Source organism: Amycolatopsis tolypomycina, assembly GCF_900105945.1.
Taxonomy (GTDB): domain Bacteria; phylum Actinomycetota; class Actinomycetes; order Mycobacteriales; family Pseudonocardiaceae; genus Amycolatopsis; species Amycolatopsis tolypomycina.
Genome location: NZ_FNSO01000004.1, coordinates 1,991,698 through 2,017,712 on the forward strand (window position 1 = coordinate 1,991,698; position 26,015 = coordinate 2,017,712).

Annotated in this window: 18 protein-coding genes; 14 read left to right on the top strand and 4 right to left on the bottom strand. The window is 74.8% G+C overall.

From position 1 onward, the window contains the following. Nucleotides 1-144 precede the first annotated feature (144 nt). On the top strand, nt 145-1,023 hold the full coding sequence (locus BLW76_RS19710; protein ID WP_279627687.1) for an aldo/keto reductase: 879 nt from the start codon (nt 145-147) through the stop codon (nt 1,021-1,023). Nucleotides 1,024-1,041: 18 nt separating this feature from the next. Then, entirely contained in the window at nt 1,042-2,508 is a 1,467-nt protein-coding gene (locus tag BLW76_RS19715) for an FGGY family carbohydrate kinase (RefSeq protein ID WP_091309503.1), read from the top strand. Nucleotides 2,509-2,569: 61 nt separating this feature from the next. On the opposite strand, the gene BLW76_RS19720 is transcribed toward BLW76_RS19715, so the two are convergent. After that, nucleotides 2,570-4,009, bottom strand: a complete 1,440-nt coding sequence (locus BLW76_RS19720; protein WP_091309506.1) for a sensor histidine kinase — start codon at nt 4,007-4,009, stop codon at nt 2,570-2,572. 291 nt (nt 4,010-4,300) lie between these two features. Here BLW76_RS19720 and BLW76_RS19725 point away from each other — a divergent pair, with 291 nt between their 5' ends. Both BLW76_RS19725 and BLW76_RS19730 read left to right on the top strand, forming a co-directional pair. After that, nucleotides 4,301-4,567: a hypothetical protein gene (locus BLW76_RS19725; RefSeq protein ID WP_091309507.1), complete on the top strand. Its 267-nt coding sequence runs from the start codon at nt 4,301-4,303 to the stop codon at nt 4,565-4,567. 84 nt (nt 4,568-4,651) lie between these two features. Further along, on the top strand, nt 4,652-4,924 hold the full coding sequence (locus BLW76_RS19730) for a hypothetical protein (protein WP_091309510.1): 273 nt from the start codon (nt 4,652-4,654) through the stop codon (nt 4,922-4,924). A gap of 63 nt (nt 4,925-4,987) precedes the next feature. Here the strand turns inward: BLW76_RS19730 and BLW76_RS19735 are convergent, their stop codons facing one another. Next, nucleotides 4,988-5,695, bottom strand: a complete 708-nt coding sequence (locus tag BLW76_RS19735) for a response regulator transcription factor (RefSeq protein WP_244170217.1) — start codon at nt 5,693-5,695, stop codon at nt 4,988-4,990. A gap of 141 nt (nt 5,696-5,836) precedes the next feature. Then, complete coding sequence (locus BLW76_RS19740; RefSeq protein WP_091309516.1) at nt 5,837-6,994, bottom strand: PucR family transcriptional regulator; 1,158 nt, start codon at nt 6,992-6,994, stop codon at nt 5,837-5,839. Between the two features lie 452 nt (nt 6,995-7,446). Between BLW76_RS19740 and BLW76_RS19745 the strand changes: the two genes are divergently transcribed. The 10 genes from BLW76_RS19745 to BLW76_RS19790 all read left to right on the top strand — a co-directional run bounded on the left by BLW76_RS19745 (nt 7,447) and on the right by BLW76_RS19790 (nt 25,546). Beyond that, a complete protein-coding gene (locus tag BLW76_RS19745) occupies nt 7,447-8,577 on the top strand; it encodes a helix-turn-helix domain-containing protein (RefSeq protein ID WP_143060648.1) in 1,131 nt (376 codons plus the stop codon). A gap of 10 nt (nt 8,578-8,587) precedes the next feature. Continuing rightward, the gene (locus BLW76_RS19750) at nt 8,588-9,844 is read left to right on the top strand and encodes a sensor histidine kinase (RefSeq protein WP_091309520.1); all 1,257 of its coding nucleotides are present in this window, start codon (nt 8,588-8,590) and stop codon (nt 9,842-9,844) included. Nucleotides 9,845-9,870: 26 nt separating this feature from the next. Next, nucleotides 9,871-10,974, top strand: a complete 1,104-nt coding sequence (locus BLW76_RS19755; RefSeq protein WP_091309522.1) for a class I SAM-dependent methyltransferase — start codon at nt 9,871-9,873, stop codon at nt 10,972-10,974. Nucleotides 10,975-11,004: 30 nt separating this feature from the next. Beyond that, nucleotides 11,005-19,110, top strand: coding sequence for a type I polyketide synthase (locus BLW76_RS19760; protein ID WP_091309524.1), 8,106 nt, complete (start codon nt 11,005-11,007; stop codon nt 19,108-19,110). 1 nt (nt 19,111) lies between these two features. Further along, nucleotides 19,112-19,720, top strand: coding sequence for a hypothetical protein (locus tag BLW76_RS19765; protein ID WP_091309527.1), 609 nt, complete (start codon nt 19,112-19,114; stop codon nt 19,718-19,720). After that, complete coding sequence (locus BLW76_RS19770; RefSeq protein ID WP_091309528.1) at nt 19,717-21,207, top strand: ABC transporter substrate-binding protein; 1,491 nt, start codon at nt 19,717-19,719, stop codon at nt 21,205-21,207. The genes BLW76_RS19765 and BLW76_RS19770 overlap by 4 nt, the downstream gene beginning before the upstream one ends. Beyond that, entirely contained in the window at nt 21,192-22,091 is a 900-nt protein-coding gene (locus BLW76_RS50440; RefSeq protein ID WP_167384658.1) for an ABC transporter permease, read from the top strand. The genes BLW76_RS19770 and BLW76_RS50440 overlap by 16 nt, the downstream gene beginning before the upstream one ends. Nucleotides 22,092-22,146: 55 nt before the next feature. Continuing rightward, nucleotides 22,147-24,141 (top strand): ATP-binding cassette domain-containing protein, encoded by a 1,995-nt coding sequence (locus tag BLW76_RS50445; protein ID WP_091309532.1) that lies wholly within the window; start codon nt 22,147-22,149, stop codon nt 24,139-24,141. Further along, nucleotides 24,138-25,121 carry a 3-oxoacyl-[acyl-carrier-protein] synthase III C-terminal domain-containing protein gene (locus tag BLW76_RS19785; RefSeq protein WP_143060650.1) on the top strand — a complete coding sequence of 328 codons (984 nt, stop codon included), beginning with the start codon at nt 24,138-24,140 and terminating at the stop codon, nt 25,119-25,121. The genes BLW76_RS50445 and BLW76_RS19785 overlap by 4 nt, the downstream gene beginning before the upstream one ends. Nucleotides 25,122-25,234: 113 nt before the next feature. Then, on the top strand, nt 25,235-25,546 hold the full coding sequence (locus BLW76_RS19790; RefSeq protein WP_091309536.1) for a hypothetical protein: 312 nt from the start codon (nt 25,235-25,237) through the stop codon (nt 25,544-25,546). Between the two features lie 128 nt (nt 25,547-25,674). Here BLW76_RS19790 and BLW76_RS19795 read toward each other — a convergent pair whose 3' ends face one another. Further along, the gene (locus BLW76_RS19795; RefSeq protein ID WP_091309538.1) at nt 25,675-25,980 is read right to left on the bottom strand and encodes a hypothetical protein; all 306 of its coding nucleotides are present in this window, start codon (nt 25,978-25,980) and stop codon (nt 25,675-25,677) included. Between the last annotated feature and the right edge of the window lie 35 nt (nt 25,981-26,015).

Consider the following 26,015-nt stretch of genomic DNA (forward strand, 5'->3'; position numbering starts at 1 on the left):
TTTCCTCAGATTCGGGTTTTCCCTCGTCAGGGGGGCGGGAACGCGCGGCGCGCGGAATCCGGTTCCGCGTTGTGCGGATTCCGGGGCCGGAACCCGCGTGCCAAACTCGGCTCAGGCGCGAAAACGCTCGGATTGGACGGTGCCGTGATCTGCCTCGGAACCATGAACTTCGGGACGGCGACCGACCGCGCCGCGGCGTTCCGGCTCCTGGACGTCTTCACCGAGCGGGGCGGGCGGGCCGTCGACACGGCGAACTGCTACGCCAGCTGGGACGGCACCGGCGACGAAAGCGAGCTGACGATCGGCGCCTGGCTCCGCGCGCGGGGTGCCCGCGACCGGATCCGGCTCGCCACCAAGGTCGGGGGCCGCCCGGTCCCCGGCGGGGCGTTGATGGACTTCGAAGGGCTGGCGCCGGCGGCGGTCCGGTCCGCGGTCGAGGACAGCCTGCGCCGCCTGGGCACCGACCACGTCGACGTCTGCTTCGCCCACCTCATGGACCCGGCCGTGCCGATCGAGGACACGCTGGGCGCGTTCGAGGAGCTCGTCGAAGCGGGCAAAGTCCGGGAAATCGGGCTGAGCAACCAGGATCTCGGTTCCCTGCGGCGCGCGGGCACCCGGATCACCTGGCTCCAGCAGCGGCACAGCTACCTGCAGCCGTTCCCGGGCGCGCCGTTCGGCCCGCAGCAGCTGCTGACCCCGGAAATGGCCGCGTACGCGCGCGAAACCGGGTTGGCCGTCCAGGGGTATTCGCCGCTGTTGTCGGGGGCCTACACCCGGGCCGACCGCGCGTTCTGGCCGCACTACGACCACCCGGGCACCGAGCCGCGGCTCGCCGCGCTGCGGAAGGTGGCAGGCGACCTCGGGGTGTCGGCGAACCAGGTGGTGCTGGCCTGGATGCTCGCCGGCCGCCCCGCCGTCGAACCGGTGATCGGCGTCAGCTCCGAGGAGCAGCTCGCCGACTGCCTCGGTGCCACCGGGCTGGTCCTGGGCGATGAGCACCTGCGCTGTCTCGAAACCGCCTGAGCGAAAGGCCGGGGGACGATGACGCGGCCGGACGTGGTCCTGGGGGTCGAGATCGGGGCGGCGGTGATCACCGTCGCCGTCCTCGGCGAGGACCTGGACCTGCGGGAGACCGTCGCGTGGCCGCTGCCGCGCACGACGCACCACCCGGTCGACCCGGCGCAGGACCCGTGGCTGGTGCTGGACACGCTCGCCTCGGCGGTCCGGGAGGCGGCCGGGGTCTGCGAGGTCTTCGGCAACCGCGTGCGCGGGCTGTCGCTGACGTCCCGCCTGCCCAGCCTGCTGGCCCTGGACGCCGGGTACCTGCCGCTCACGCCGGCGCTCACCGCCACCGACGGCCGTTCGGTCGGCACCATCCGCCGGCTCGTCGCCGAACAGGGGAGTGCCCTGCACCGCCTGACCGGGGTGCCGCTGACCCCGGCGTCCCCGGTGGCCAAGCTGGCCTGGTTCGCCGGGCACGACCCCGGGCTGTTCGGGCACGCGGCGCACTGGACCGGGCTGAAGGGCTTTCTGCTGTCCCGCCTCACCGGACGGCTGGTGACCGACGTTTCGACGTCGTCGGCCGCCGGGTGGGTCGAGTCGGCCACCCTGGACTGGGCGCAGCCGGCGCTCGACGTCGCGGGCGTGCACCGCGAGCAGCTGCCGGACCTGGTGGAGGCCACCACGGTGCTGCGGCTGACGGCCGCGGCGGGCGAGCTGCTCGGCCTGCCGCCCGGCACACCGGTGGTCGTCGGCGCGTCCGGGGCGGCGACCACCCAGTTCGGCGTCGGGGCGATGGACCGCGGGTGCGCCGCGCTGTCGATGGGCGCGACGGCGGACCTGTGCGTGCTCGAGGACGGCCCGGTGGTGCCGGAGTCGGACCTGGTGTCGTGCCACGCGTTCGCCGACGGGCTGTGGATTTCGCGGGGCACGTTCAGCAACGGGGACGCGGTCGCGCGCTGGGCGGCGGAGTCCTTCGGCGGCGTTGACATCGATGTCCTGCTGGCCGAAGCCGAGCAGGTGCCGATCGGCGCGGAGGGCCTGATCGGCATCCCCCAGCCGGCCGCCGACGCGACGTCGTGGGGCAACCCGGACTTCCAGGCGGCCCTGGTCGGCCTGCGGGTCGAGCACGGCAGGGCGGCGATGACCCGCGCGATGGCGGAGGGGGTCGCCCGCGAGCTGGCCACGGTGCGCGCCGCGTTCGGGGCCATCACCCGGGTGCGCGCGGCCGGCTCGGCCCTGCGGTCACCGTTGTGGGCCTCCCTGCTGGCGGCCGCGCTCGACGTGCCATTGGAGGTCGTCGGGACGGACGAGGCCCCGGCGGTGGGCGCGGCCCTCATGGCCTGGCGCGGGCTGGGGCTCCTGGGGTGCCTGTGCGACCGCCCGGGCGTCCGCCTGCCGGCCCGCGAAGTGCTGCCGGACCCCCTCGCCGCCGCGCACTTCGCCGCCACGCGCCGGCTGGGCGAGCAGCTGACCCGCCTGCTGACCCAGCTCCGGACGGCTTCCTGACCCGCAACGGCCGGCCCGGTTACCTGGTCTGCCGCGACCAGCGGCCACGGCAGAAGGTGACCTAGCCTGCGGGATCGGCGCCGCCGCCGGGCGCGCCGGCGGCGGCGGGGAGCTCGGTCATCGTCATGGCCGGGAGGCTGACCCGGATCCAGCAGCCCGTGTCGGTGGGCAGCACGCGGATCGTGCCGTCGTGGTGGTGCACCAGCTCGGCCACGATGCTCAGGCCGAGGCCGCTGCCCGGCGTGCGCTGGGGACCCGCGCGGAAGAACGGCTCGAAGACCCGCTCGTGCAGGGCGGGGTCGATGCCGGGGCCGTCGTCGAGGATGTCGATCACGTGCTCCGTGCCCGTGGTCGACAGCCACACCTGCGCCTTGGTGCCCTTGGGCGTGTGGGCCCTGATGTTGGCGAGCAGGTTGGTCACCGTCTGGCGCAGGCGGAACGCGTCGCCGACGACCGGGTACTCGCGGCGGGGGTCGATGTCGTGCCGCAGCTCCCACTCCGGGGCGGCCGCCTGGGCGTCGTGCACCGCGTCGATGCACAGCGGGCCGAGGTCGACCGGCTCCGCTTCGGACGGGCGGCCGCGGTCGAGTTCGGCGAGCAGCAGCAGCTCGTCGATGAGCGCCGTCATCCGCTTCGTTTCGCCGCCCACGCGGCGCATCGCGGCGTGGAACTCCGCCGGCTCGTCGAGCGCGCCGAGCTGGGCCAGCTGCGCGTAGCCGGAAATCGCCGACAACGGCGTGCGCAGCTCGTGCCCGGCCGCCGCGACGAACCGGCGCAGCCGCAGCTCGGCGTCCCGGCGCCGGTCGAACGAGTCCTGCAGCCGGGACACCATCGTGTTGAACGACCGGGTGAGGCTGTGGGTCTCGTACGTCGAGCCCGCGACCTCGACGCGTTGCGACAGGTCTCCGTCGGCGATCGACCGGGCCGTGCCGACGACGGACTCCAGTGGCCGCAGCCACCTCTTGCTCAACTGGAGCAGGACGAGGGCGAGCACGGTCAGCACGAGCAGCGCGACCAGGCAGCCGGCGAACACGATCCGGCGCGCGATCTGGTCGTAGTCCTCAGTGGACACCGCGCCGACCACGTAGCTGCCGTCCGGCAGCTGCCGGGCCACCCCGAGGTACGTCGAGCCGGGCAGGGCGACGATGGCGTGGTCGGCGGCCATGGACCGCAGGAGGTCGACCGGCGGGGCGGGTACCTTGGCCGGGTGGGCGCCCCAGTACTGGTCGAGCTGCCCGGACGACGAAATGATCATGGCCGCGCACACGCCGCGCTGGGCCGGGCGCGGGGCCAGCCGGCGGGCTTCGGGCGGGATCGCGAGGTAGTCGGAGAGCCCGGTCAGGTAGTCGGTCACCTGCCGCTCCAGGCGCGACCGCATGAACGAGTGCACGCCGACGATCGTGATCACCAGCGCGGCGGCCAGCCCGATCGAAGTCGCGGCCAGTACCGTCACCAGCAGCTTGGTGCGCAGTGACCGCGGTGGCCGCTCGGCAGTCGTCACGGCGGGCCTTTCCGTCCAGGACAAGTGTGTCCAGTGTAGACGTTCGCCCGTCCGGGTGAACCACTCCGCGATGTGCGGATGTTCTTCCGCGGAACACCGAAATCGGCGCCTCGATTCATGCTTTTCGGCAAATCGGTTGCCGGTTGTTCGGAATGTCGAAAGGCGTGAATAGGCATTCCGGTGGATGTGACCTATCCCTCCGGCGGGATAGTGTCGGAGTTGTCGGGCAGGCGAGGAGCTCGCTGCTTTCCCGAACAATGGCCCCCTTCGGCAGAACGTAAGGTGAATCGAATGTCCCAGATCGAGTCCTTCGCCAACTCCGGCGGCTCGCCCGAGCCGCTGGAGGTGCTGACCCCGACGATGGCGGTCGTCTGCACGCCCGCCGTCTTCGCCGGCGCCTTCGTCGGCATCGGCGTGAACTACGCCTTCGACAAGGCGGTCGACTGGTACGTCGCGCGCCACGGCGGCGGCCACTTCGAGGCCGTCGGTGACGGTCATGTCCCGGCCGGCGAAATGTCGGGCGACGAGCTGCTGGGACTTCTCGCCGCGCGGTTCTGACCGTTCCCGGGCGGGAACGAGACGCGGGGTGAGCCCCCGTGATTTCGAGCTGATTGTCAATCATCGAACAATGTGGAGAACGCAATGAATTCGGTCGAGTCCTTCGTCAACGTCGGTGCCTCCCTCCAGCCGCTGGAGATGGTGGTCGGCGCCGCGCCGGTGTCCTGCTTCTGGGCCGCCTTCAACGGCGCGGGTGCCGCCTTCATCGCCAACTGGGCCGTGCAGAAGGGGGTCGACTACTACCGGGCCCACCACAACGGCGGCTCGTTCGCCGAGGGCGACGCCCCGGCCGCCCCGGGGCAGGCGTCCGTGCTGTCGGGCGACCAGCTCGTGGCCCTGCGCGACGGCCGGTTCTGACCGGTACCGGCACGAACCGACGGGCCCGGTGTGTGACGCCGGGCCCGTCTTCGTTCCCGGGGTTCAGGTGCTGATCAGGTAGCCGAAGTTGCGTACCGTGCGGATCAGCTCCTGGCCGAGCTTGCGCCGCAGGTAGTACACGTAGGTTTCGACGACCCCGAAGTCGCCGTGCGCGCCGTGGCCCCACACCGCGGCCAGCATGTCCGCTTTGGACACCGGCTTGCCGGGGTTCGCCATGAGGTGGCACAGCACGTCGAACTCCGTGGCCGACAGCTGGACCGGCACGCCGTCCTTCCACACCTCGCGCGTGGCGCGGTCGAGCTCGAGCCGGCCGACCTGCAGCCGCGCGCAGGACGGCGCCGGGTGCGTGCCGCGGCGCAGCAGGACCTCCACCCGGGCGACCAGTTCCTTGATGTCGAACGGCTTGGCGACGTAGTCGTCGCCGCCGAGGGTGAGCCCGTGCACCTTGTCGTCGGTGGACTGGCGGGCGCTGAGGAACATGACCGGCGCTGTGACGTCGGCGGCGCGCAGCCGCCGGTAGACCTCGAACCCGTCGAAGTCGGGCAGCATCACGTCGAGCAGCACGACGTCCGGCGCGGCGGCGGCCGCGGCCCGGAGCGCCTCCCGGCCGGTGCAGGCCGTGACGACGTCGTAGCCGAGGAACTGGAACGTGGTGAACAGGATCGCGGCGATGCTCACCTCGTCGTCGGCCACCAGCAACCGGCCGCGCGGTGCGGCGGGCATCGCCGGTTCCGGGGACCATCCGGGCATCGGGGTCACCTCTTTCGGCCGTGCTCGCGGAAACCCGCGCCGAATCGGGAGTTCATCTCCGGCCGCGGGGGTCGCACGAAACGTGAGAAGTGTTCGGGAAATTGCGCGGCGGGCAGGCCGGAAGGGCAAGCCGAATGTTGCTCATGAATTGCCGCCGGCCCGGGGTTTCGGGGCGCCCGGCCGGTCGGTCTGGGCCGCGACCGCCTGCGCGGTCAGTGCCGCGCTGAGGACGTTGATCCCGCGGACACTGCCGGGGTGCAGGCCGGTCAGCTGCTCGATGCGCTGGATGCGGTAGTCGAGCGTGCTGCGGTGGATGATGAGCCGTTCCGCGGCCTGGCTGCGGTTGCCGTCGGTCGCCACCAGCACCTTGAGCGTCTCGAGCAGGGCGGGGTGCTGCAGCAGCGGCTCGATGATCCGCACCAGGTTGTCGCTGACCGTCGGTTCGCGGGCCACCGCGAACTCGACGAGCAGGTCCGCCAGCAGGTAGACCCCGGGCTGGTGGTCGGCGGCCCTGGCGAGGGACAGCACCTTGCCCGCTTCCTGGCGGCCCCAGACGACTTCGCCGCGCGGGCGCCACGACACCGCCATCCACACCCGGCCGGGCAGCGCGGCGTGCGCGCGCCGGGCCAGCTGCGCCGCGCGGGCCTCGTCGCCGGCCGGCAGCAGCACGAAGCCGCCCGCCGGGCCGAGCGCGGTCAGCGCGCCGTCCGGGGCGACCTGGTCGAACGTGCCGGTCAGCACGGCCGTGTCGAGCGGCTCGCCGCAGTGCACGGCGACCACCGCGTAGGCCGGGGCGAGGTCGTAGTCGTCGCCGGCTTCGGTCCGGATGCCGCGGAGCAGCTCCTGCGCGCGCTGCGACCGGCCCTTGGCGAGGGTGCCGCGGTGCTTGCGCGCGGTGGTGTGGTGGGCGCCGGCGAGCAGCTCGGCGACGAGCCTGCTGCCGGCGGCCGACACCGTCCGCGGCGACGCGGCCGGGCGCGTGCCGGTCCCGGACATCACGACGTGGAGCACCCGGGAGGTCAGTTCGCTGACCATCCCGACGATCGGGGTGACGTCGGTGGTGGCGTCGGCGATCTTCGCCACGTGCGCGCGGATCCGGGTGGCCGTTTCCTCCGACCACCGGTCGTCCCCGTCCGCGGCCGAAGCCATGAGCGGGATGACGGACCGCAGCAGCGAGTGCAGGGCCGCGTCGAGCGGTTCCGGCACGTCGCGCAGGATCGGCGCGACATCCGCCCAGAGGGTGGCGGCGAGATCGGTCGTGGCAACGGGGCCCGGCTCGGGGCGCAGCGTTGTGGTCATGGCATGACCCCCGGTTCTGACCTGTGGATTCGCGGATGGGTGTGCCGAATCTAGCGGGGGCCGAACGGCGGGGTAATCAGAGCCATCGGGAAAGGTTTCAGCGATTTGCGTAAGCGCCCCGCTGCTGCAGGAAATGGATGGGCTTACGGGCAAGAAGTGTGCCCTGATTCACCGGTGTACGGGCGGTTGGTCAATTGAACCATTTCGAAGTGGGCGTGGTACAGGGGATCTGTCGGCGAACGCCGGGGCGACGGCCGCGCGGCCGTCGCCCGGCAACCGCGCGTACCGGACATTTCGTTCGGCAGTACGCGGACAGCCGTCCGGCGAACGCGGCTCCGGCGGATTCCGGCTGTTCGATTTCGTCGAAGAATGTTCCGGTGTCCGCGCAATGAACAGGCGGTGTCGAACCGATAACGTGGAGTGGATTTCGGCTCGTGAAGAAAGGCAGCAGCATGACCAGCACGTCGATCCGCGCCGAGGCGGCCGTCCGGCCCGAAGGCACCTCCGGGGCGCGGACGGCCTTCCCGGCGGTCGCGGGGCTCCCGGCCGAGCTGCGGGCGGAGGTCGTGGCCGTGCTCGAGGAACAGCCCCGGGAGACGCGGGCCGTCGTGCGCCGGCTGCTGGGTGCCACGGTCGCCGCCCTCGTTTCGGGTGACCGGCGCGCGTGGACGTCGGCCCGCGAGGCCGAGGAGACGATCCGGGCCGGCAGCGCGCTGGCCGCGGCGGGCGTGCGGCCGGACCCGCTGCTCGTGCTCGTCGGCCGGCTGACCGCATGGGCCGTCGAACGCGCGGCCGGGGCGGAGCCGGCGTCCGCCGGCCGGCTCAAGGACGTCGTGCGGGTCGGGCACGCGGTGACCCGCGGCCTGGCCGGCGGGTTCCACCGGCACGCCCGGTCGCGGGCGGCGGCTCCGCTCGACGGCGAACGGCTCGCCGCGGCCCTGCTGTCCGGGCAGCGGGTGCCGGGCGCGGCGGCCTCCTACCAGGTGCTCGCCGTGCGCTGCGGCCACGGTGTCCTCGACCGGCTGCCCGCACTGGGCGGGGTGGCGCTGACGCGGGGGTGCGCGGGCTTCCTGCTCGTGCCGGAGGCCGGCCCGGGCCGGGGCCCCGAACTCGCGGCCGGGCTGCGGGCCGCGCTCCCGGCGGCGTGGGTGGCGCCGTACTGGGCGCGGACGGCCGAGGTCCCGGCGGCCGCGGCCACCGCCGCCGACGTCGTGGCGCTGGCGGCGGGTTCGGGCGCCCCCGCCGGGGTCCACCGGCTGGAGGACTTCGCGGTCGAGTACGCGGCTCTCCGCCATCCGGCGATCGAGGCGGAGCTGCGCCGGCTGATCGAGCCGGTGCTCGCGGGGCCCGGGCTCGCCGGCACCCTGCGGGCGTTCGTCCGGGCCGACGGCAACCGCACCCGCGCGGCCGCGGAGCTGATCGTGCACCGCAGCACCCTCGACTACCGGCTGAAGCGGATCGCGCAGCTGACCGGGTACGACCCGGTGAAGCCGGCGGGCCTGCAGGTGCTGGCGATCGCGATGACGACGGCGCACGCGAGGACGGTCCGGGCGCAGTTCGCGGCCGTGCCGGACCCGCGGTGACCGGCCCGGCATGACCGGACGCCGCCGCCTGGTGGGCATCGCGGGACTGGTCGCGCTCGGCACGGTGCTCGCGGTGAACATCCTCGTCGCCGGCACGCTCGTGGCCTACCAGCAGATCCGCAACCGCGAGCTGATCGACGCGAGCCGGATGTACCAGGTCGCCCGGCTCGGGGGCGGCGAAGCGGCCCCGGACCCGGCCGGCGGCGACGACGAGGCTGTCGTCCTCCTCGTGCGGCCCGACGGGGCGGTGGCCGAGCGGCTCGGTGTCCGCGCCGCCGGGTTCCCGGTGCCCGGCCCGGCGGCGTTGCGGGTGGCCGCCGCCGACGGCGAGCACCGGTTCTTCGGCCGCTTCTACGGTGTCGTCGACCGGGTCGGCGGCGGCGCGTTCGTGATCACGGCCCGGGCGCTGGGCGGGCAGATCGCCGTCGCGGCGCGGCTGGCGGGCGTGCTGCTCGCCGTCGACGCGGCGGTGTGCGTGCTGGCCGCCGGGTTCGCGGCCGTGCTGTTCCGGCGGGCGTCGCCGCCGCCCGGACCCGGCGCGCGACCGTCCGAACCGGACGATCGGCAGCGGCGGTTCGTCTCCGACGCCGGCCACGAGCTCCGGACGCCGCTGACGGTGATCATCGGCTACGCCCAGCTGCTGCGGCTGGGGGTGCTGGCCGACCGCGCCGCCCGCGAGCACGCGCTGGGGGAGGTCGAGCGGGAGGCGCGGCGGCTGACTGCGCTGGCCGACCACCTGCTGCTGCTCGCGCGGATCGACGAAGGCCGACCCGAGCACCCCGGCCCGGTCGAGCTGGACGCGCTGTGCCGCGAGGTGGTCGAGGCGAGCCGGGCGGCCCACCCCGGGCACCCGGTGCGCTACCGCTGCGAGGGCGAGCCGCCCGTGGTGGCGGGCGCCGAGCCGTGGCTGCGGGAGGCGGTGTCGTGCCTGCTGGCCAACGTCGGCGGGCACACGCCGGCCGGGACGCGCGCGGAGGTCGTGCTGCGCACCGAGGGGACGGACGCCGTGCTCGACGTCGTCGACGACGGGCCGGGGATCGCCGAGGCGGACCGGCTGCGGGTCTTCGAGCGGTTCTTCCGCTGCGACGAGGCGCGGCAGCGGCGGCCGGGGGACCGCGGCGCCGGCCTGGGGCTCAGCATCGTGCACTCGGTGGTCACCGCCTGCGCCGGGACGGTCGTGGTCCGGCCGGGCGAGCGCGGCACGTGGATCCGCGTCCGGCTCCCCGCCGAACGCCGGGAGACTTCCGCGGACCGTACATTGAAATGAAAATCATTATCATCTAGGGTGACCGGGTGATCTCGGGAAGCGGGCACGCGGCGGGCGAACGCGCCGTCGCAGGTGCCGATCTGGACGGCCTGGCGGCCCTGGTGGACCGGCTCGACGCGGTGGCGCTGCTGGCGATCGTGTTCACGCTGGGCCGCCACGGCCTGACCGGCGCCCACGACCTCGACGAGGTCTACGCGGCCACGAAGGTCGCCCCGCGGCACCGGCGGATCGTCCGGCGCTGGCTGCGGGCACTGCTGGCCCAGGACCTCGCGACGGTCGAGGACGGCCGGTACCGGCTGCGGCGCCCGGTCACCGCCGCCGAGGTCGAGCGGGCCCGCGCCGAGCTGGACACCGCCGCGCGCGGGCTCGAGCACGGGGCGGGCCTCGCCCGGTTCTTCCAGCTCAGCGTGTCCTACCTGCCGGAGCTGCTGCGCGACGAGGTCTCCCTGCAGGCCCTGCTGTTCGCCGACGCCGACCTCGACGTCGCCGACGACGTCTACCAGCGCAACGTGGCCAGCCGGTACGCCAACGCGGCGGCCGCCGACGTCGTCGCGTCGCTGGCGCGGCCGGGGCTGCGCGTGCTGGAGATCGGCGCCGGTGTCGGGGGCACGAGCGCGGTGGTGCTGCCCGCGCTCGCGGCCCATCGGCCGGACTACCTGTTCACCGACGTCTCGCGGTTCTTCCTGTCCTCGGCGAAGGAACGCTTCGCCGCCTACGACTGGGTCCGCTACGGCCTCTTCGACGTCAACGGCGACTTCGCCGCCCAGGGCCACGCCCCGGAGTCCTTCGACGTCGTGCTCGCGGCGAACGTGCTGCACAACGCCAGGCACGCGACCGAAGCACTGGCCGGGCTGCGGAAGCTGATCGCGCCCGGCGGCGCGCTGGTCTTCGTCGACACCACCGTCGAGCACCACCAGCTGATGACGTCCATGCAGTTCCTCATGTCGCCGCCGGCCACCGACCCGGACGCGGACTTCGCCGACTTCCGCCGGGGCACCGACCGCATCTTCCCCAGCCGCGAGGAGTGGCTGGACTCCTTGCAGGCGGCGGGTTTCCGTGCCGGCTGCCTGCCGCCGCCCGGCCACCCGCTCGGCCGGATCGGGCAGTACCTGTTCGTCGGCCGTGTCTGACGGTTCCCCTTCGTTGCCAAGGAATGGTTGATGAGTGATCCCCTCGCCGTCGTCGGATTCGCCTGCCGGTACCCCGGTGCTCCCGACGCGGACGGTTTCTGGCGGCTGCTCGCCGAGGGCCGCGCGGCGCTGACCCGGTTCGGCGACGCGGACCTCGCCGCGCGCGGGGTGCCGGAGGCGTTGCGGCGCAACCCGGCCTACGTGCCGGTCGGCGGCCTGATCGACGACCAGGACCGGTTCGACCCGGCGCCGTTCGGCCTGTCCGGCGCCGAAGCCGAGCTGCTCGACCCGCAGCAGCGCGTCTTCCTGGAAACGGCGTGGCACGCGCTGGAACACGCCGGGCACGCCGGCGGCCGGGACGCCGGTGTCGTCGGCACCTTCGCCGGCGCCGCGCTCTCGGCCTACCTGGCGACGAACCTCGCGCACCGGTTCGACCCGCTCGGCGGCGCCGACCCGGCGGGCAGCCTGCAGCTGCACACCGGCAACGTCGCGGACTACCTGCCGCTGCGCACCGCGCACCGGTTCGGGTTCACCGGCCCGGCGATCGCGGTCGGCGCCACGTGCGCGACCTCGCTGGTCGCCGTGCACGTCGCCGCGCAGTCGCTGCTGGCCGGGGAGTGCGACACCGCGCTGGCCGGCGGGGTTTCGCTGCGCGTGCCGCAGGGCCGCGGCTACCTGCACGTGCCGGACGGGCCGTTCTCCGCCGACGGCGTCACGCGGCCGTACTCCGCGGCCGCCCGGGGCACCGTGTTCACCCAGGGCGCCGGCGTCGTCGTGCTGCGGCGGCTCGCGGACGCGCTGGCCTCGGGCGACCACGTGCACGCCGTGCTCCTGGGCTCCGCCGTGGCGAACGACGGCGCCCGGCGGGCCGGGTTCACCGCGCCGTCGGCGGAAGGGCAGGCCCGCGCGATCGCCGAAGCCCTTGCCGTGGCGGGTGTCGACCCCACCGAAGTGTCCTATGTGGAGGGACATGGCACGGGGACCGTGCTCGGCGACCCGATCGAGGTGCAGGCGCTGCGGCGGGTGTTCGGGCGGGCGGAAAACCCGTGGTGCGGGCTCGGCTCGGTGAAGGGCAGCATCGGGCACGCCGACTCCGCGGCCGGCGTCGCCGGGCTGATCAAGACCGTCCTGGCACTGGCCCACCGCACGCTCCCGGCGTCGCTGCACGCCACGCCGGTCAACCCCGAGCTGGGGCTCGACGGCTCGCCGTTCCGGATCGTCACCGAGACCGAGCCGTGGACCTCCGGCGGCCCGCGCCGGGCCGGGGTCAGCTCCTTCGGCATCGGCGGGACCAACTGCCACGTCGTCCTCGGCGAGGCGCCGGCACCCGTGGAGTCCACCCAGGACGAGCGCGCGCAGCTGGTCGTCGTCTCGGCGGCGACCGCCGACGCCTGCCGGGCGACCGCGTCGGCGTTGGCCGACGGGCTTTCCGGCGACCTCGCCGACGTCGCCCACACCCTCGCCGTGGGACGCAAGGAGTTCCCGGTCCGGGCCGCGGTCGCGGTCGCGCCGGGCGAGGACGTCGCGGCGGCACTGCGGGCCGCGCCGGTGACCACGCCGGGCTCGCGCGCGCCGCGGACCGTGTTCGGCTTCCCCGGCGGCGGCGCGCAATACGCGGGCATGGCCGCCGGGCTCCACCGCGACGAACCGGTGTTCGCCGAGGCGGTCGACGAGCTGGCCGCGTTCTTCCCCGCCGAGGTCCGGGCCGTGCTGCTCGACCCGGCCTGCGGCGCCGCCCGCGACCCGGGTGTCGGGCTGCCCGCGCTGTTCACCGCGTCCGTCGCGATGGCGCGGCTGCTGGACAGCTGGGGCGTGCGGCCGGACGCCGTGCTGGGCCACAGCGTCGGCGAGTACGCCGCGGCGGTCGTCGCCGGGGTGCTGACGGCCGCGGACGCCGCCCGGCTGGTCGCCGCCCGCTCCCGGCTGATGACCGGGCTCGACGGCGGCGGCATGCTGGCCGTCCCGCTCGGCGAGGCCGAGGTGCTCGCCCTGCTCGCCCGGCACCCGGGGCTGGATCTCGCCGCGGTCAACGCCGCGGACGCCTGCGCGGTGTCCGGGGCCCGCGCCGACGTCGAGCGGCTGCACGCCGAGCTGGCGGCCGACGGCGTGCGCGCGCGGTGGGTCGGCGTCGACGTCGCCGCCCACTCCCGGCTCGTCGAACCCGCCATGCCCGCGTTGCGCGCGGTGGCGGCCCGGCTTTCCCCGCGGCCCGCGGAGCTTCCGCTGATCACGACGTTGCCCGGCAGCGACCCCACCGACCCGGAGCACTGGGTGCGCCACCTGCGCGGGACCGTCCGGTTCGCCGACGCGCTCGAGACCGCGCTGGGCGAGGACGCCGTCCTCGTGCAGGTTGGGCCGGGCGGGATGCTCGCGTCGCTGGCCGCGCGCCGCGGGCCGTCGGTCACGACGTTTCCGCGTCCGGACGAAGACGGCGACGGCCGCGCCGCGGCCCTCGACGCGCTCGGCCGCCTGTGGGCCCTCGGCGCCGACGTCTCGCCGGCCGCCCCGCACCGGCCGGGCCGCCGTCGCGTGCCGCTACCGGGTTACGCGTTCCAGCGCGAGCGGTACTGGGTCGACCCGGCGCCGCGCGTGACCGACTTCGCGAGCCCCGGCGAGCCGCTGCAGCTGCCGGTCTGGCGGCAGCTGGCGCCGCTGCCCGCGGCGACGCCGAGCGTGCGGGTGGTCGGCGACGGACCGTGGGCCGACGCGGTGCGCGCCGCTTCGGGTGACGGTGAGCCGGTCGCCGTGGTGGTGGCGCCTTGGGGTGACGCCGGTGCCTCCGGCGACGAGATGCGGCGGCTCGCCGGCGTCGTCGTCGCCTACCGGGAGCTCGGTGACCTGCCGGTGCTGCAGCTGACCGTGCACGGCGAGGCCGTCACCGGCACCGAGGCCGTCGACCCGGTCGCGGCCGGGGTGCGCGGCCTGCCGCGGGTGCTCGGCCAGGAAACCGGCGTCCGGTGGCGCACCCTGGACGTCACGCCGGAGCCCGACGCGCGGGCCGTGCTCGCCGAGGTCGCGGACCTCCTCGCCGGGGAGAGCGCGCAGGAGCTGGCGCTGCGGGGCGGCCGGCGGTGGCTGCGGCAGTGGGAGCCCTGGCGGCCCGGTCCGGCGGGGTCCCTGCCGGCCGAACCCGTCGTCGTGGTGACGGGCGGGCTCGGCAACGTCGGCCGCGCGCTGGCCCGGCGGCTCCTGGACGCCGGCCCGGCGCACGTCGTGCTGGCGTCACGCACCCCGCGTCCGGTACCCGGGGTGCAGGTCGAGGCGGTCGACGTCACCGACGCGGCCGCCGTGGCCACGCTGGTGGACCGGGTGATCGAGGAGCACGGCCGGATCGACCTGCTCGTGCACGCCCCGGTCGTCGTCGAGCTGGCCACTCTGTCCGAAGTGGACGAAGAGACGGCACTGCGGTCACTGGCGCCCAAGGTCGCGGGCGTGCTGGCCCTGCGGTCGGCGGTCGAGGGCAAGCCGGTGCGGACGGTGCTGCTGATGTCTTCGGCGGCGGGCACGATCGGCGGCTTCGGCCTGGGCGCGTACGTGGCGGCGAGCCGGTTCGTGGACGGGTTCGCCCACGCGATGCACGGCTCGGCGACGAGGTGGCTCGCGGTGGACTGGGACCGCTGGCGCTTCGGCACCGAGGCCGAACGCGAATCGGCGGCGGAGCTGACGATGCGCCACGCGCTGGACAGCGCGGACGCGCTCGAGGCTCTGCTGCGCCTGGCGGCGGTGGACTCCCCGGCGCAGGTCGCGGTGTCACCGGCGGAGCTCAACAGCCGGTCGCGGGCGCTGGCCGGCCGGACGATCCGCGCGTCGGCAGGCGGGGCGGCGGTGGCGAACGCGGCCGAGCGCCTGGTGGCCCAGGTGTGGAGCGAGGCGCTCGGGCAGGAGGTGACCGGCCGCGAGGACGACTTCTTCGCACTGGGCGGCCATTCGCTGCTGGCGACGCGGGTGCTCGCCCGGTTGCGCGACGACCACGGAGTCTCGCTGCGGCTGCGTGACCTGCTGGCCCGGCCGACGGTCGCGGGACTGGCGGAACTGGTGGCCGCGGCCGGGGGCGGGGATGCGGTCGCCGAGCGGCGGGGCGAGGTCGTGCCGGTCGACGGCGGGCCGTTCCCGCTCACCCGCGTCCAGCACGCCTACTGGGTCGGCCGCTCGGCGGAATACGGGCTCGGCGAGGTCGCCTGCCACTTCTACCTCGAACACCAGGCGCCCGGCCTCGACGTCGAGCGCTACGAACGCGCCTGGAACCGCGTCATCGCCCGGCACGAGATGCTGCGCTCGGTCGTCACCGCCGACGGGGAGAACCTGGTGCTGCCGGAGGTACCGGTTTACCGCGTGCCGGTCCACGACGTCACCGAAGCCGGCCTGGCCGAGCTGCGCGAGCGGCTCTCGCGGCGAGTGGCCGACCCCGGTCGCTGGCCGCTGGTCGAGGCGCACGTCGCGCGGCTGCCCGGCGGGGACCAGCGCGTGCTGCTGTCGGTCGACGTGCTGGTGTGCGACTCCGCGAGCTACCTGATCGTCGACCGCGAACTGCGGGCGCTCTACGCCGACCCGGACGCCGAGCTGCCCACGCCGGCCACGACGTTCGCCGAGTGCGTGGCCGCCCTCGAACAGCGGCGCGGCAGTGCCGAGCACCGCCGGGCCGCGGAGTACTGGCGGGCCCGCGACCTTCCGCCGGCGCCGCCGTTGCCGGTCCGGGACACGGGCGAGCGGCCGCGGTTCGGCCGCCGCCGCGCGATCCTCGCGGCGGACCGCTGGGCGGGCCTCCGAGACCGTGCGGCGGCCGCGGGCGTCACGCCGACGGCCGTCCTGCTGGCGGCGTACTCCGACGTCCTCGCCGGGTGGGCCGGCAGCGACCACTTCTGCCTGACGCTCACCGTGTTCGACCGCCCGGCCGCCCTCGACGGGGTCGTCGGCGAGTTTTCGTCGCTGCTGCTGTTCGAAGCCGACCGGCGCGGGCTGTCCGGGTTCGCCGCCCGCGCCGCCGCCGCGCAGGCCCGGCTGTTCGACGACCTCGACCACAGCGCGTTTTCGGGCCTGGAGGTGCTGGCCGAGCAGGCCCGCCGCACCGGGCGGCAGCGGAACGTCCCGGTGGTGTTCACCGGCATGCTCGGCCTGGACCGGATGGGCGGCGAGCCGCACGACACCGAGTGGCTCGGCCCGGTGGTGCACGGCGTCAGCCAGACACCGCAGGTGTGGCTCGACCACCAGGCCTACGAGCGGCACGGCGAGCTGATCCTGCAGTGGGACGTGGCGGAGACGTCTCTGGACGCGGCCGAGGCGGACCGCGCGTTCGCCTCGTACGTGGCGTGGCTGGAGAAGCTGGCCGAGACCGACTGGGCCACGGCCGAACCGGGACCGCTACCGGCCGCCGCCCCCAGCGCCCCAATGTGGCGTTCGGTGCGTTCAACGCAACCAACGCCACATTGGGGCGCTTCGGCGGCCGAGACCGAGGCCGATCCGGTGCTGCAGGCCCTCGCCGGGATCTGGGGCGAGCTGCTCGATCTCGACCCCGCCACCATCGACCCGGAGACCTCCTTCCTCGCCGCGGGCGGCGACTCGCTGCTCGCCGTGCGGATGGCGTCCTTCATCCGGCAGCGGCTCACCGTCGTCCTCGCGCCCGCCGAGATCCGGGCCGAAGCCACGCTCGCCGAACTCGCCGCCGTCGTGCGGGTCCGCGCGGCCGACGGTCCGGCGCCCCGCGCGCTCGCCACCCGCGTCCAACGCCGTCGGGACGCGGCCGAACCGTTCGGGCTCCTCCCGCTCCAGCAGGCCTACTTCGTCGGCCAGCAGGGCGGCTGGGAGCTGTCCTACGACTCCGCGCACGTCTGCACCGACGTCGCTCTGTCCGAAGTGGACGCCGAACGCGCGCCCGCCGCGCTCGCCGACGCCCTGCGGCGCGTCACCGCCCACCAGCCGATGCTGCGGGCGCGGATCCTGCCCGACGGCACCCAGCGCCTCCAGCCGGACGCCGAGATCCGCCTCGACGTCGTCGACCTCCGCGACGGTCCCGAAGGCGAACTGCTCGCCGTCCGCGACCGGATGGGCACCCACGGGCCGGACCCGCTGACCGGGCCGGGCCTGCAGATGTGCCTCGTCCTGCTGCCCGGCCGCCGGGGACGGCTGTTCACCTCGTTCAGCCTGCTCGTCATGGACGGCTGGTCGGCCGCGGTCTTCGAACGCGAGCTGCTGACCTACGTCGCCGAGCCCAACACCGTCCTGCCGCCGCTGCTCGTCGACTTCGGCGACTACGCGACGGCGCTCGCCGAGATCCGCGCGGGCGACGAATGGGCCGCCGACCGCGACTGGTGGTGGCAGCGCCTCCACACCCTGCCCGCCGCTCCAGACGTGCCGCTGCGCACCGAACCGCGGGCCGTCTCGGCGCACCTGATGGCCGCCCGCGAAGCGCGATTGCCCGAGTGGGAAGCATTGCGCGCCGAGTGCGCCCGGCGCGAGCTGACGCCGACGGCGGTGCTGCTCGCGGCCTACGCCGTCGCGCTGGCGCAGGCCGCCGGGCAGAGCCGGTTCCTGCTCAACAGCCTGCAGGCCAACCGGCTGCCGCTGCACCCGGACGTCGACCGCACGATCGGCGCGTTCTCCTCGACCGCGCTGCTCGGCATCGACCTCGGCGACGGCGGCGCGTTCACCGGCCTGGCCCGTGGCGTGCACGGCGAGCTCGCGCGGTCGCTGGCGCACAACCTGGTCAGCGGCGTGGAGGTGGCCCGCGAACTCGCCCGGCGGCGCGGCAGCACGCGGCCGGTGGCGCCGTTCGTCTTCCAGAGCACCCTCGGCATGGCCGCCGCCGTCGGCGGGGAGCGCCCGGAGACCGCCGGGCCGCTGGGCCGCATCGACGTCTCCGACTACGTCCAGCACATCCGGACCCCGCAGGTGTACTTCGAGCTGCGGGTGTTCGAGCTGGCCGGCGAACTGGTGCTCAACGTCGCCGTGGTGGAGGACCTCTTCGGCGCCGACCTGGTGGACCGGGTGTTCCACGACGTCGTGACGCGGGTGCGCGACCTGGCCGCGGGCCGGGGCTGGGACGAGCACGTCGGCCTGTCCGGCGCTGCCGCGGTGGCCGCCGTCGAGACCCGCGGCGGCCGCGAGGGCGGCACGCCGTCGGGGGAGACCGAGCAGGCGATCGCCCGGCTCTGGACCGACCTCCTCGGACTGTCCTCAGTGGATCGATCCGACGACTTCTTCGCCCTGGGCGGGGACTCGCTGCTGGCGGTCCGGATGCTCGGCCGGCTGCCCGGCCCGGCAGTGCCGCCGCGGGAGTTCCTCACCGACCCGACCGTCGCCGGGCTGGCCCGCGTGCTGCGCGCCGACGACGCCGTCGCCGTCCCGCTCAAGCCGGGCACCGGCACGCCGCTGTTCCTGCTGCACCCTTCCGGCGGCGACGTCCTCTGCTACACCGAACTGGCGCGGCGGCTCGAGGCGCCGAACCCGGTCGTGGCGCTCACCGACCCCGGCCTGGTGGACGGCGTGGGCCCGGCGGACATCCCGGAAATGGTGCGGCGTTACCGGCGGGTCGTCCGGCGCCACCAGCCGCACGGTCCATACCTGATCGGCGGGTGGTCGATGGGCGGGACGGTGAGCCACGAGCTCGCCCGCGCGCTGCGGGCCGACGGCGAGGAAGTCGCGCTGCTGCTCATGATCGACGCCAACAGCCCGGAACGCATCGTCGCGCTCGAAGGCCTCGACGCGGAGGAAAGCGACGAGGAGACCCGGCGGCGCTACCTGCGTTCGGTCGAGTCGTTCCTCGGCTTCGACTATGGCGACGGGCTCGACGCGGACACGCTGCGGCGGCGGCTCGAGGCCGACGGGCTGACCGTCGGCGAACGGCGGTTCGCGGTGTTCGCCCGGCACCTGCGGGCCCTCGCCGGCCACCACGCCGGCCCGCTGGACGAGACCGTGCCCGTGCTGCTCCTGCGCGCGGGCGTGGTGTCCCCGCGCAACAGCCGGATCGGCATGGGCGTCGACGACTCCTTCGACGAGCCGGCGCTCGGCTGGCGGCCGTACGTCGAAGGCGAGCTGACCGTCGAGGAGGTCGGCGCCCACCACTACACGATCCTGCACGACCCCGCCGTGGCGACCGTCGCGGCCCGGATTTCCGCCGCGCTCGAGAAGACAGGACTCTGACTTGCTGCCCAACTGGCTCTACACCCAGAACCTCCTCCCGGCCGGGATTGTCGCGGACGCGGCCGACCCCGCCGTGCCGCGGGAGGAGGTGTTCGACCGCCTGCTCGGCAGCCCGCTCAACGGCGCTCCGCGGCGCGGCGGGAACTGGGAGCAGACCGGCCGCGCGCTGGCGGCGCTCGGCACCGTGTGCCCGCAGACGGCCGTCGCGTTCGCCGGCCACCTCGCCGAGCAGCACGGCGAGGCCCGCTCGGCCCCGGAGCCCTACCTCGTGCAGGCCGCGCTGCTCGCGTCGGCAGGCGTCGGGATCGCCACGACGGCGGTGCGCGCGCGGCCCGACGGCGCCGCGGCCACCGCCGTGCTCACCGCGCAGGCGGGCATCCTGCGGGTGCTGAGCATGCTCGATGCGCTCGGCCTGTCCGGAAAGGACACCGGCGGCACGATATCGGCGAGTTTCCACACGGTGGTGAGGGGTTCCGCGCGGCTGCTCGAAACGAGCGTCCCGGACACCCGCGTCGCGACCGACCACCCGGTGCTGCGCGACGAGCCGTGGCAGGAACGGGTCACCGCGTCGCTGGCCGGCGACTGGTCCGGGTTCGGGGGTGCCGCGTGAGCCGGGAGTTTTCGCGCCGGGCCGCGCTGGCGCTGACCGGCGCGTTCGCGCTGGCGGCGTGCGGGAAGCAGGCCGGGGCGCCGGCGGGCGGTGGCACCCTGCGGTACGGCACGGTCGCCGCGGGCGGCGCCACCGCGGTCACCGATCCGCACGGCACGCTGTTCAACGAGTCCGACTGGGTACGGATGGCCGCGCTCTACGACGTGCTGTGCGTGCCGGGGGAGAACGGCGCGGTGGCGCCGCGGCTGGCGACGGCGTGGAGCTCGTCGCCGGACGCCACCCGCTGGCGGTTCGAGCTGCGCACCGACGCGGTGTTCACCGACGGCCGCCCGGTCCGCGCCCGCGACGTGCTGTACTCGCTGCGCCGCATCGCGAGCAAGGCGGCGGCGAACGGCGCGCGGCTCGGCACCGTCGACATCGGACGGTCCACAGCGGACGGCAACGTGCTCGAACTCGTGACGAGCCTGCCGGACGCCGAGCTGCCGCGGACGCTGGCCGGGGTGACGTTCGTCGTCCCCGAGGGCACCGAGACGTTCGACAACCCGGTGGGGTCCGGGCCGTTCAAGCTCGCGCGGGCCGACGCCCAGGGCATCGCGCTGGTCCGCAACGACGGCTGGTGGGGGCCGCGGCCGCCGCTCGACGGGCTGGAGATCCGCGGGTTCGCCGACCCGCAAGCGCTCTCGGTGGCGGTGGTGTCGGGCGTGATCGACGTCGCCGCGAACGTCAGCCCGGCCACGGCGAAGGCGGCCGAGCGCACCGGGCGGCTCGCCGTGACGTCCCGGCCGGCCGCGCTCACGTACCCGCTGCTGATGCGGCTCGACAAGGCGCCGTTCGACCAGCCGCGGGTGCGGCAGGCGGTGAAGCTGGCGGTCGACCGGCAGGCGCTGGTCGACACGGTCCTGCTCGGCTACGGCGCGGTCGGCAACGACGCGCCGGGCCCGGCCGACCCGTCGTACCCGCGTGACCTCGCCGCTCCGGCGCGGGACGTCGCGAAGGCGCGAGCGCTCGCGGGTGGCGTCTCGGTCGTGCTGCACACCACGACCGCGTACCCGGGGATGGTGTCGACGGCCACCGCCGTGGCCGGCCAGCTGCGGGAGGCGGGGATCACGGTCGAGGTGCGCCAGCACCCGCCCGAGACGTACTGGACGCAGGTGTACACGGTGGAGCCGTTCTGCGTCGGCTACACGACGGACCTGCCGTTCCCGGTGTGGGCTCGCCAGACGGCGCTGAGCACCGCCGGCTACAACGAAACGGGCTGGAAGGACCCCGCGACGGACCGCGACTTCGCCACGGCGATGGCGACGACGGACCCGGCGCGGCGGGCGGGACTGCTGCGCGGCATCCAGCAGCGCATGGCGGCCGAGGGCGGCTGGGTGGTGTGGGGCAGCGGCGCGTCGCTGACGGTGGCGGCGCCGCCGGTGCGGAACCTGCCGTCCGGGACGGGCTTCGCCCGCATCTTCCTGGACGGCGTGTGGCTGCAGGGCTGACCCGGGCCGCGGCCACCCTGGCCGCGGTGCTGACCGGCGTCTTCCTGCTCACGGCGTTGCTGCCCCAGGACGCGGCGCAGGTACTGGCGGGCCACCAGGCGGACCCGGCCCGGGTCGCACAGCTGCGCGCGGACCTCGGCCTGGACCGGCCGCTGTGGGAGCGCTTCGGATCCTGGCTGGCCGGGCTGGCGCACGGCGACTTCGGACGGTCCCTTGTGGACGGTCGCCCGGTCGGCCCGCTGCTGGCGGAGCGCCTCGGGGCGAGCGCGCTGATCGTGGTCCCGGCCTGGCTGCTGGCGGTGACGTGCGGAGTGCTGGGCGCGGTACTGGTGGCCCGCCGCGCGACGGCGTCGGCGGCGGTGGCGGCGTTCGGGTCGGTACCGGAGGTGGTGCTGGTGAGCGGGCTGGTCCTGGTGTTCGCCACGGGTCTGGGCTGGTTGCCGGCGGTGTCGCTGCTCCCGGTGGGCGGTTCGGCGTGGGAGGCGCCTGCGGTACTGGTGCTGCCGATCCTGGCGCTGGCCCTGCCGTCGGCGGCCTGGCTGGCCAGGTCGGTCCGCGGCCCGGCGGCGGACGTGCTGGGCCGCCCGTTCGTGGTGGACGCCCGGCTGCGCGGAGTACCGCCGGTTCGGGTGGTGGTCCGGCACGTGCTGCCGCATTTGGCGGGCCCGGCAGCCCAAGGAGCGGCAATCCTGGCGGGCGCGCTGCTGGCGGGCACGACGGTGGTGGAGTCCCTGCTGGCGTACCCGGGTTTCGGCCAGCTGCTGGCCACGGCGGTGGCGACCCGGGACGTGCCGGTGGTGCAGGGAGTGGCATTGGTGGACGCGGCGGTGGTGTGGGTGGCGTTGCTGGTGGCGGACCGCATCGCGGCGGCGGGAGCCCGGTGAGGGCCCCCGAGGCGGCACTTTCACGTGAAAGTGCCCAGCCGGGGGCGGGTGGCCGATGAAACGCCGCTGGCCCCTCGTCGCCCTGCTCATCCTCCTCGCCGCCGTGTTCGCCAGTGGCCTGCTTCCGGACACCACCGCCACCGTCGGGTCTCCGTGGAGCCCGGCGGGACCTCCGCTCGGCACCGATGTCCTCGGCCGGGACGTTCTCGCCAGGACCCTCGCCGGCGGGGCCACCCTCCTCGCCCTCTCGCTGCCTGCCGGGGTGCTGACCACCGCCCTCGGCACGCTCGCCGGCCTGGCCGCCGCCTCCAGCTCCGCCGGGGAACGGCTTCTTGCGCGGCTCAGTGGCGCCGTTCTCATGGTTCCCTCGCTTCTGCTCGTCCTCGTCGGGGCCGTCGTGCTTCCCTACTGGGCCGCCGTGCCCGTTGTCGTGTTATTGCTCGGTGTGCCGATGTCCGCTCGTGTCGTCCACGCCACCGCTCGGCCCTTGCGGCGGGCCGGGTTCGTCGAGGCCGCCGTTGCGCACGGGGAAAGCCCGCTGCGGGAACTGCTGCCCGCCGTCGCCGGGACCGTGCTCGGCGATCTCGGGCTGCGGATCGGCACCGCGCTGCAGCTCGCCGTCGCCGTCACCGTGCTCGGGTTCGGGCCGCCGCCGCCCGCTGCCGACTGGGCCTCGATGCTGCGGGAAAACCTGCCCGGTGCCGACCTCAACCCGTGGTCCGTGCTCGCCCCGGCGGCCGCCCTCGCCGTGCTGGCCGTCGCCGTGACCCTCACCCTCGACCTCGCCGGCCGCCGCCGCACCCGAAAACCCGTCTTGATCCATAAAGGACAGTCGAACAAGGACAAGATAGCGCTGCAAGGTCACTGGCGTGGCGGAGATCGGGAGCTGCACCTGGACGTCCGCGTCGGAACGGGCACCGTGCTCGGCGTGACCGGTGCCTCGGGCGCCGGCAAGACCAGCCTGCTGCGGCTGCTGCTCGGCGACCTGCCGCCGGCCACGACGTCCTGGCACGGCTCGCTCGCCCACCACGGCACCGTCATCCGCCCGGGGACCGCCCAGGCTCGGCGGTGGCGCCGCGAGCACGTCGGCTTCCTCGGCCAGGACCCCGCGCTCGACCCGTTGCGGCGCATCGGGTCCAGCGTCGCCGACGGGCTGCGACGCCGTGACTCCCGCGCCGTGCGGGAGCTGCTGGACCGGGTGGGCCTGCCCGGCGACATCGCCCGCCGGTACCCGCACCAGATCTCCGGCGGCGAGGCGCAGCGGGTCGCGCTCGCCCGGGCGCTGGCGGGGGACCCGGAGCTCCTCGTGCTCGACGAGCCGACCAGCGCATTGGACGGCGACACCCTCGAACGCGTCACCGCCGCGCTCGCCGGGCGCACCGCGGTCGTGGTCAGCCACGACCGGGCCTGGCTCGCCCGGGTCGCCGACGAGGTGCTCGATCTCGGGCAGCAGCCGGCACCCGTCGAGCGCCTGGTCGTCCCCGTGGGCGAGCCGGTGTTCCGCGGCGGTGGGCTGGAACTGCGCGAGGGCGAACTCGTCGTCCTGCTCGGCAGGTCGGGCGCGGGCAAGACCACCCTGCTGCGCACCCTGGCCCGCACCGGCCTCATCAAGGGAGACCGGCCGCGGCCCGGCGAAGTGGAACTCCTCGCCCAAGACGCCTACGGCGCGCTGAACCCGGCCCGCACGCTGGCCGACGCCGTGGGCCGCCCGCTGCGGGTGCTGCACGGGATCAGACGGCCGCGCGCGGAAGCCGTCCGGTTGCTCGCCGAAACCGGGCTCGGCCCGGAGTTCGCCGGGCGGCGGCCGGACGAATGCTCGGGTGGGCAGCGCCAGCGCGCCGGGCTGGCCAGGGCGCTCGCCGCGCGACCGCGGGTCCTCCTGGCCGACGAGCCGACGTCGGCCCTGGACGCGGCCACCGCCGGTGCCGTCCTGGACGCGCTGGACCGCCGCAGGGCCCGCGGCCTGGCTGTCCTGCTGGTGACGCACGACGAACGGCTCGCCGAGCGGGCCGACCGGGTACTGAGAATCGAAGAAGGGCAGCTGCGGTGAAGTTCGACGACGTCTGGATCCAGGGCACCGGCCGGTACGCGGGGGAACCGCGGCCGGCCCCGGCCCACGTGACGGCGCACGCCGGGATCCGGTCCGTGGCGTGGTCCGGGCTCTCCGGTCCCGAGCTGGCCGTGCGCGCCGGGCAGCAGGCGCTGGCCGTGGCCGGCCCCGGCGCCGTCGGGCCGCACCTGCACGGCGCGATGGCCTACCCCGGACTGGACATCTGGTCGGCCTCCTGCTGGGTCGCCGACCGGCTGCTGGCCGAGGCACCCGCGATGTCGATGCAGTTTTCGGCGCTGTGCAACACTTCCGCGGCCGGCATCGAAACGGCGGCAAGCCTGCTGACCGGACGTCCCGACTTCGCGCGCGTCCTGCTCACCGTGGGCGACCGTTTCCCCGAGAGCGCCGTCGACCGCTTCGAAGTCGACCCCGAGATCGCGCTCGGCGACGCCGGTGCGGCGGCGGTCCTCGGCCGCGGGGGCGGGCAGGCGCGGGTGCTGTCCTGCGTGTCGCGGACCGACCCCGCCCTGGAAGGCCTCCAGCGCGGCGACGAGCCCTTCCGGGACCGGCCGGCCGAGGGCCCGGCGGTACTGCGCAAGCGGACCCGCCAGTTCTTCGCCGCGGGCACGCGGACGCCGGCGTCGGTGGTGCAGGCGCACGTGGCCGGGGTGCGGGCCGTGGTGGAGACGGCGGTGGCCGAAGCCGGCACGAGCGTCGCCGAGGCGCGGTGGGTCGTCCCGCCGTTCGTCGGGGTCAACGCGTTCGAGCACGGGTACGAGCGCCCGCTCGGCCTGGACCGCGAGCGCACGCTGGTCGAGCTGGGCCTGCGGCTGGGCCACCTGGGCGGGAGCGATCACCTGTACGCCCTCGATCACCTGCTGCGCACCGGACTGGTGGCGCCCGGCGACAAGGTCGTGCTGGTCGGGGTGGGCGGCGGCTTCACGTTCACCTGCGTGGTGCTGGAAATCAGTGTCCGTTGATTTCGCGGAAACCTTCCCGGAATCGCGCCCTTAGATTGATGGATTCGCGACGGCTCCGCGGCCGCTAGTTTCTGTTCCTGTCGAACTCCCGACAATCACGAAGGAACACACCCATGAATCTTGTTGAGACTGCCGCGGCCAAGCTGTTCGCCGAGGACCCGGCGGTGCGGACGCTCCAGGTCATCGAGGCCGAGAAGCCGGTGAGCTGCTTCATCGGCGACATCGCCCGGGTCGGCTGGGCCGCGCTCCGCGCCGCGGAAGCGGCGACGAACCACGCCGAGGCCAACCGCGCGGCCGCGGCGCTGATGCGCGCCCACGGCTTCGGCGGCTACGACGACGCCGCCGGCCTGCCCGCCCAGGGTGCCGTGTCGTTCGGTGAGCTGTCGACCACGGACCTGATCGCGCTGCGCACGTCGTTCGCCTGATCTCGGCTCGGCTGCCGGGCATCTCGCACCACGTCTCGTCGAGCGTGGCGCGGGATGCCCGGCTTTTTGTTCTCCAGGCAACGAAAAGGGCCGCCCGGCGCGAACCCGGGCGGCCCTGGCGGCGCGAGTCAGCAGTGCGCCGTGCGCGCCGCGATCAGGTCGGTGACCGCCACGCTGCCCGACGGGGCGCAGGCCACGCCGCTGTCGGCGACCGCGTTGCCGCCGAAGCCGCGGACCAGGTCGACCGCACGCTCGGCCCAGTGGGCCGCGGCGCGGTGGGCACCCGCCATGCGGGCGAGCTGGGCGGTCAGCTCCGCACCCTCGACGGTGGTGGCGCAGCTGGTCGGCGAGACGCTGCGGAACAGGTCCAGCGGCGCCAGCACGCCACCGTCGGCGGGCACCTGCTGGACGGCGGCGGTTTCGATGACACTCATCACGGGAAACGTCCTTTGCGGTAAGGGATGATGCG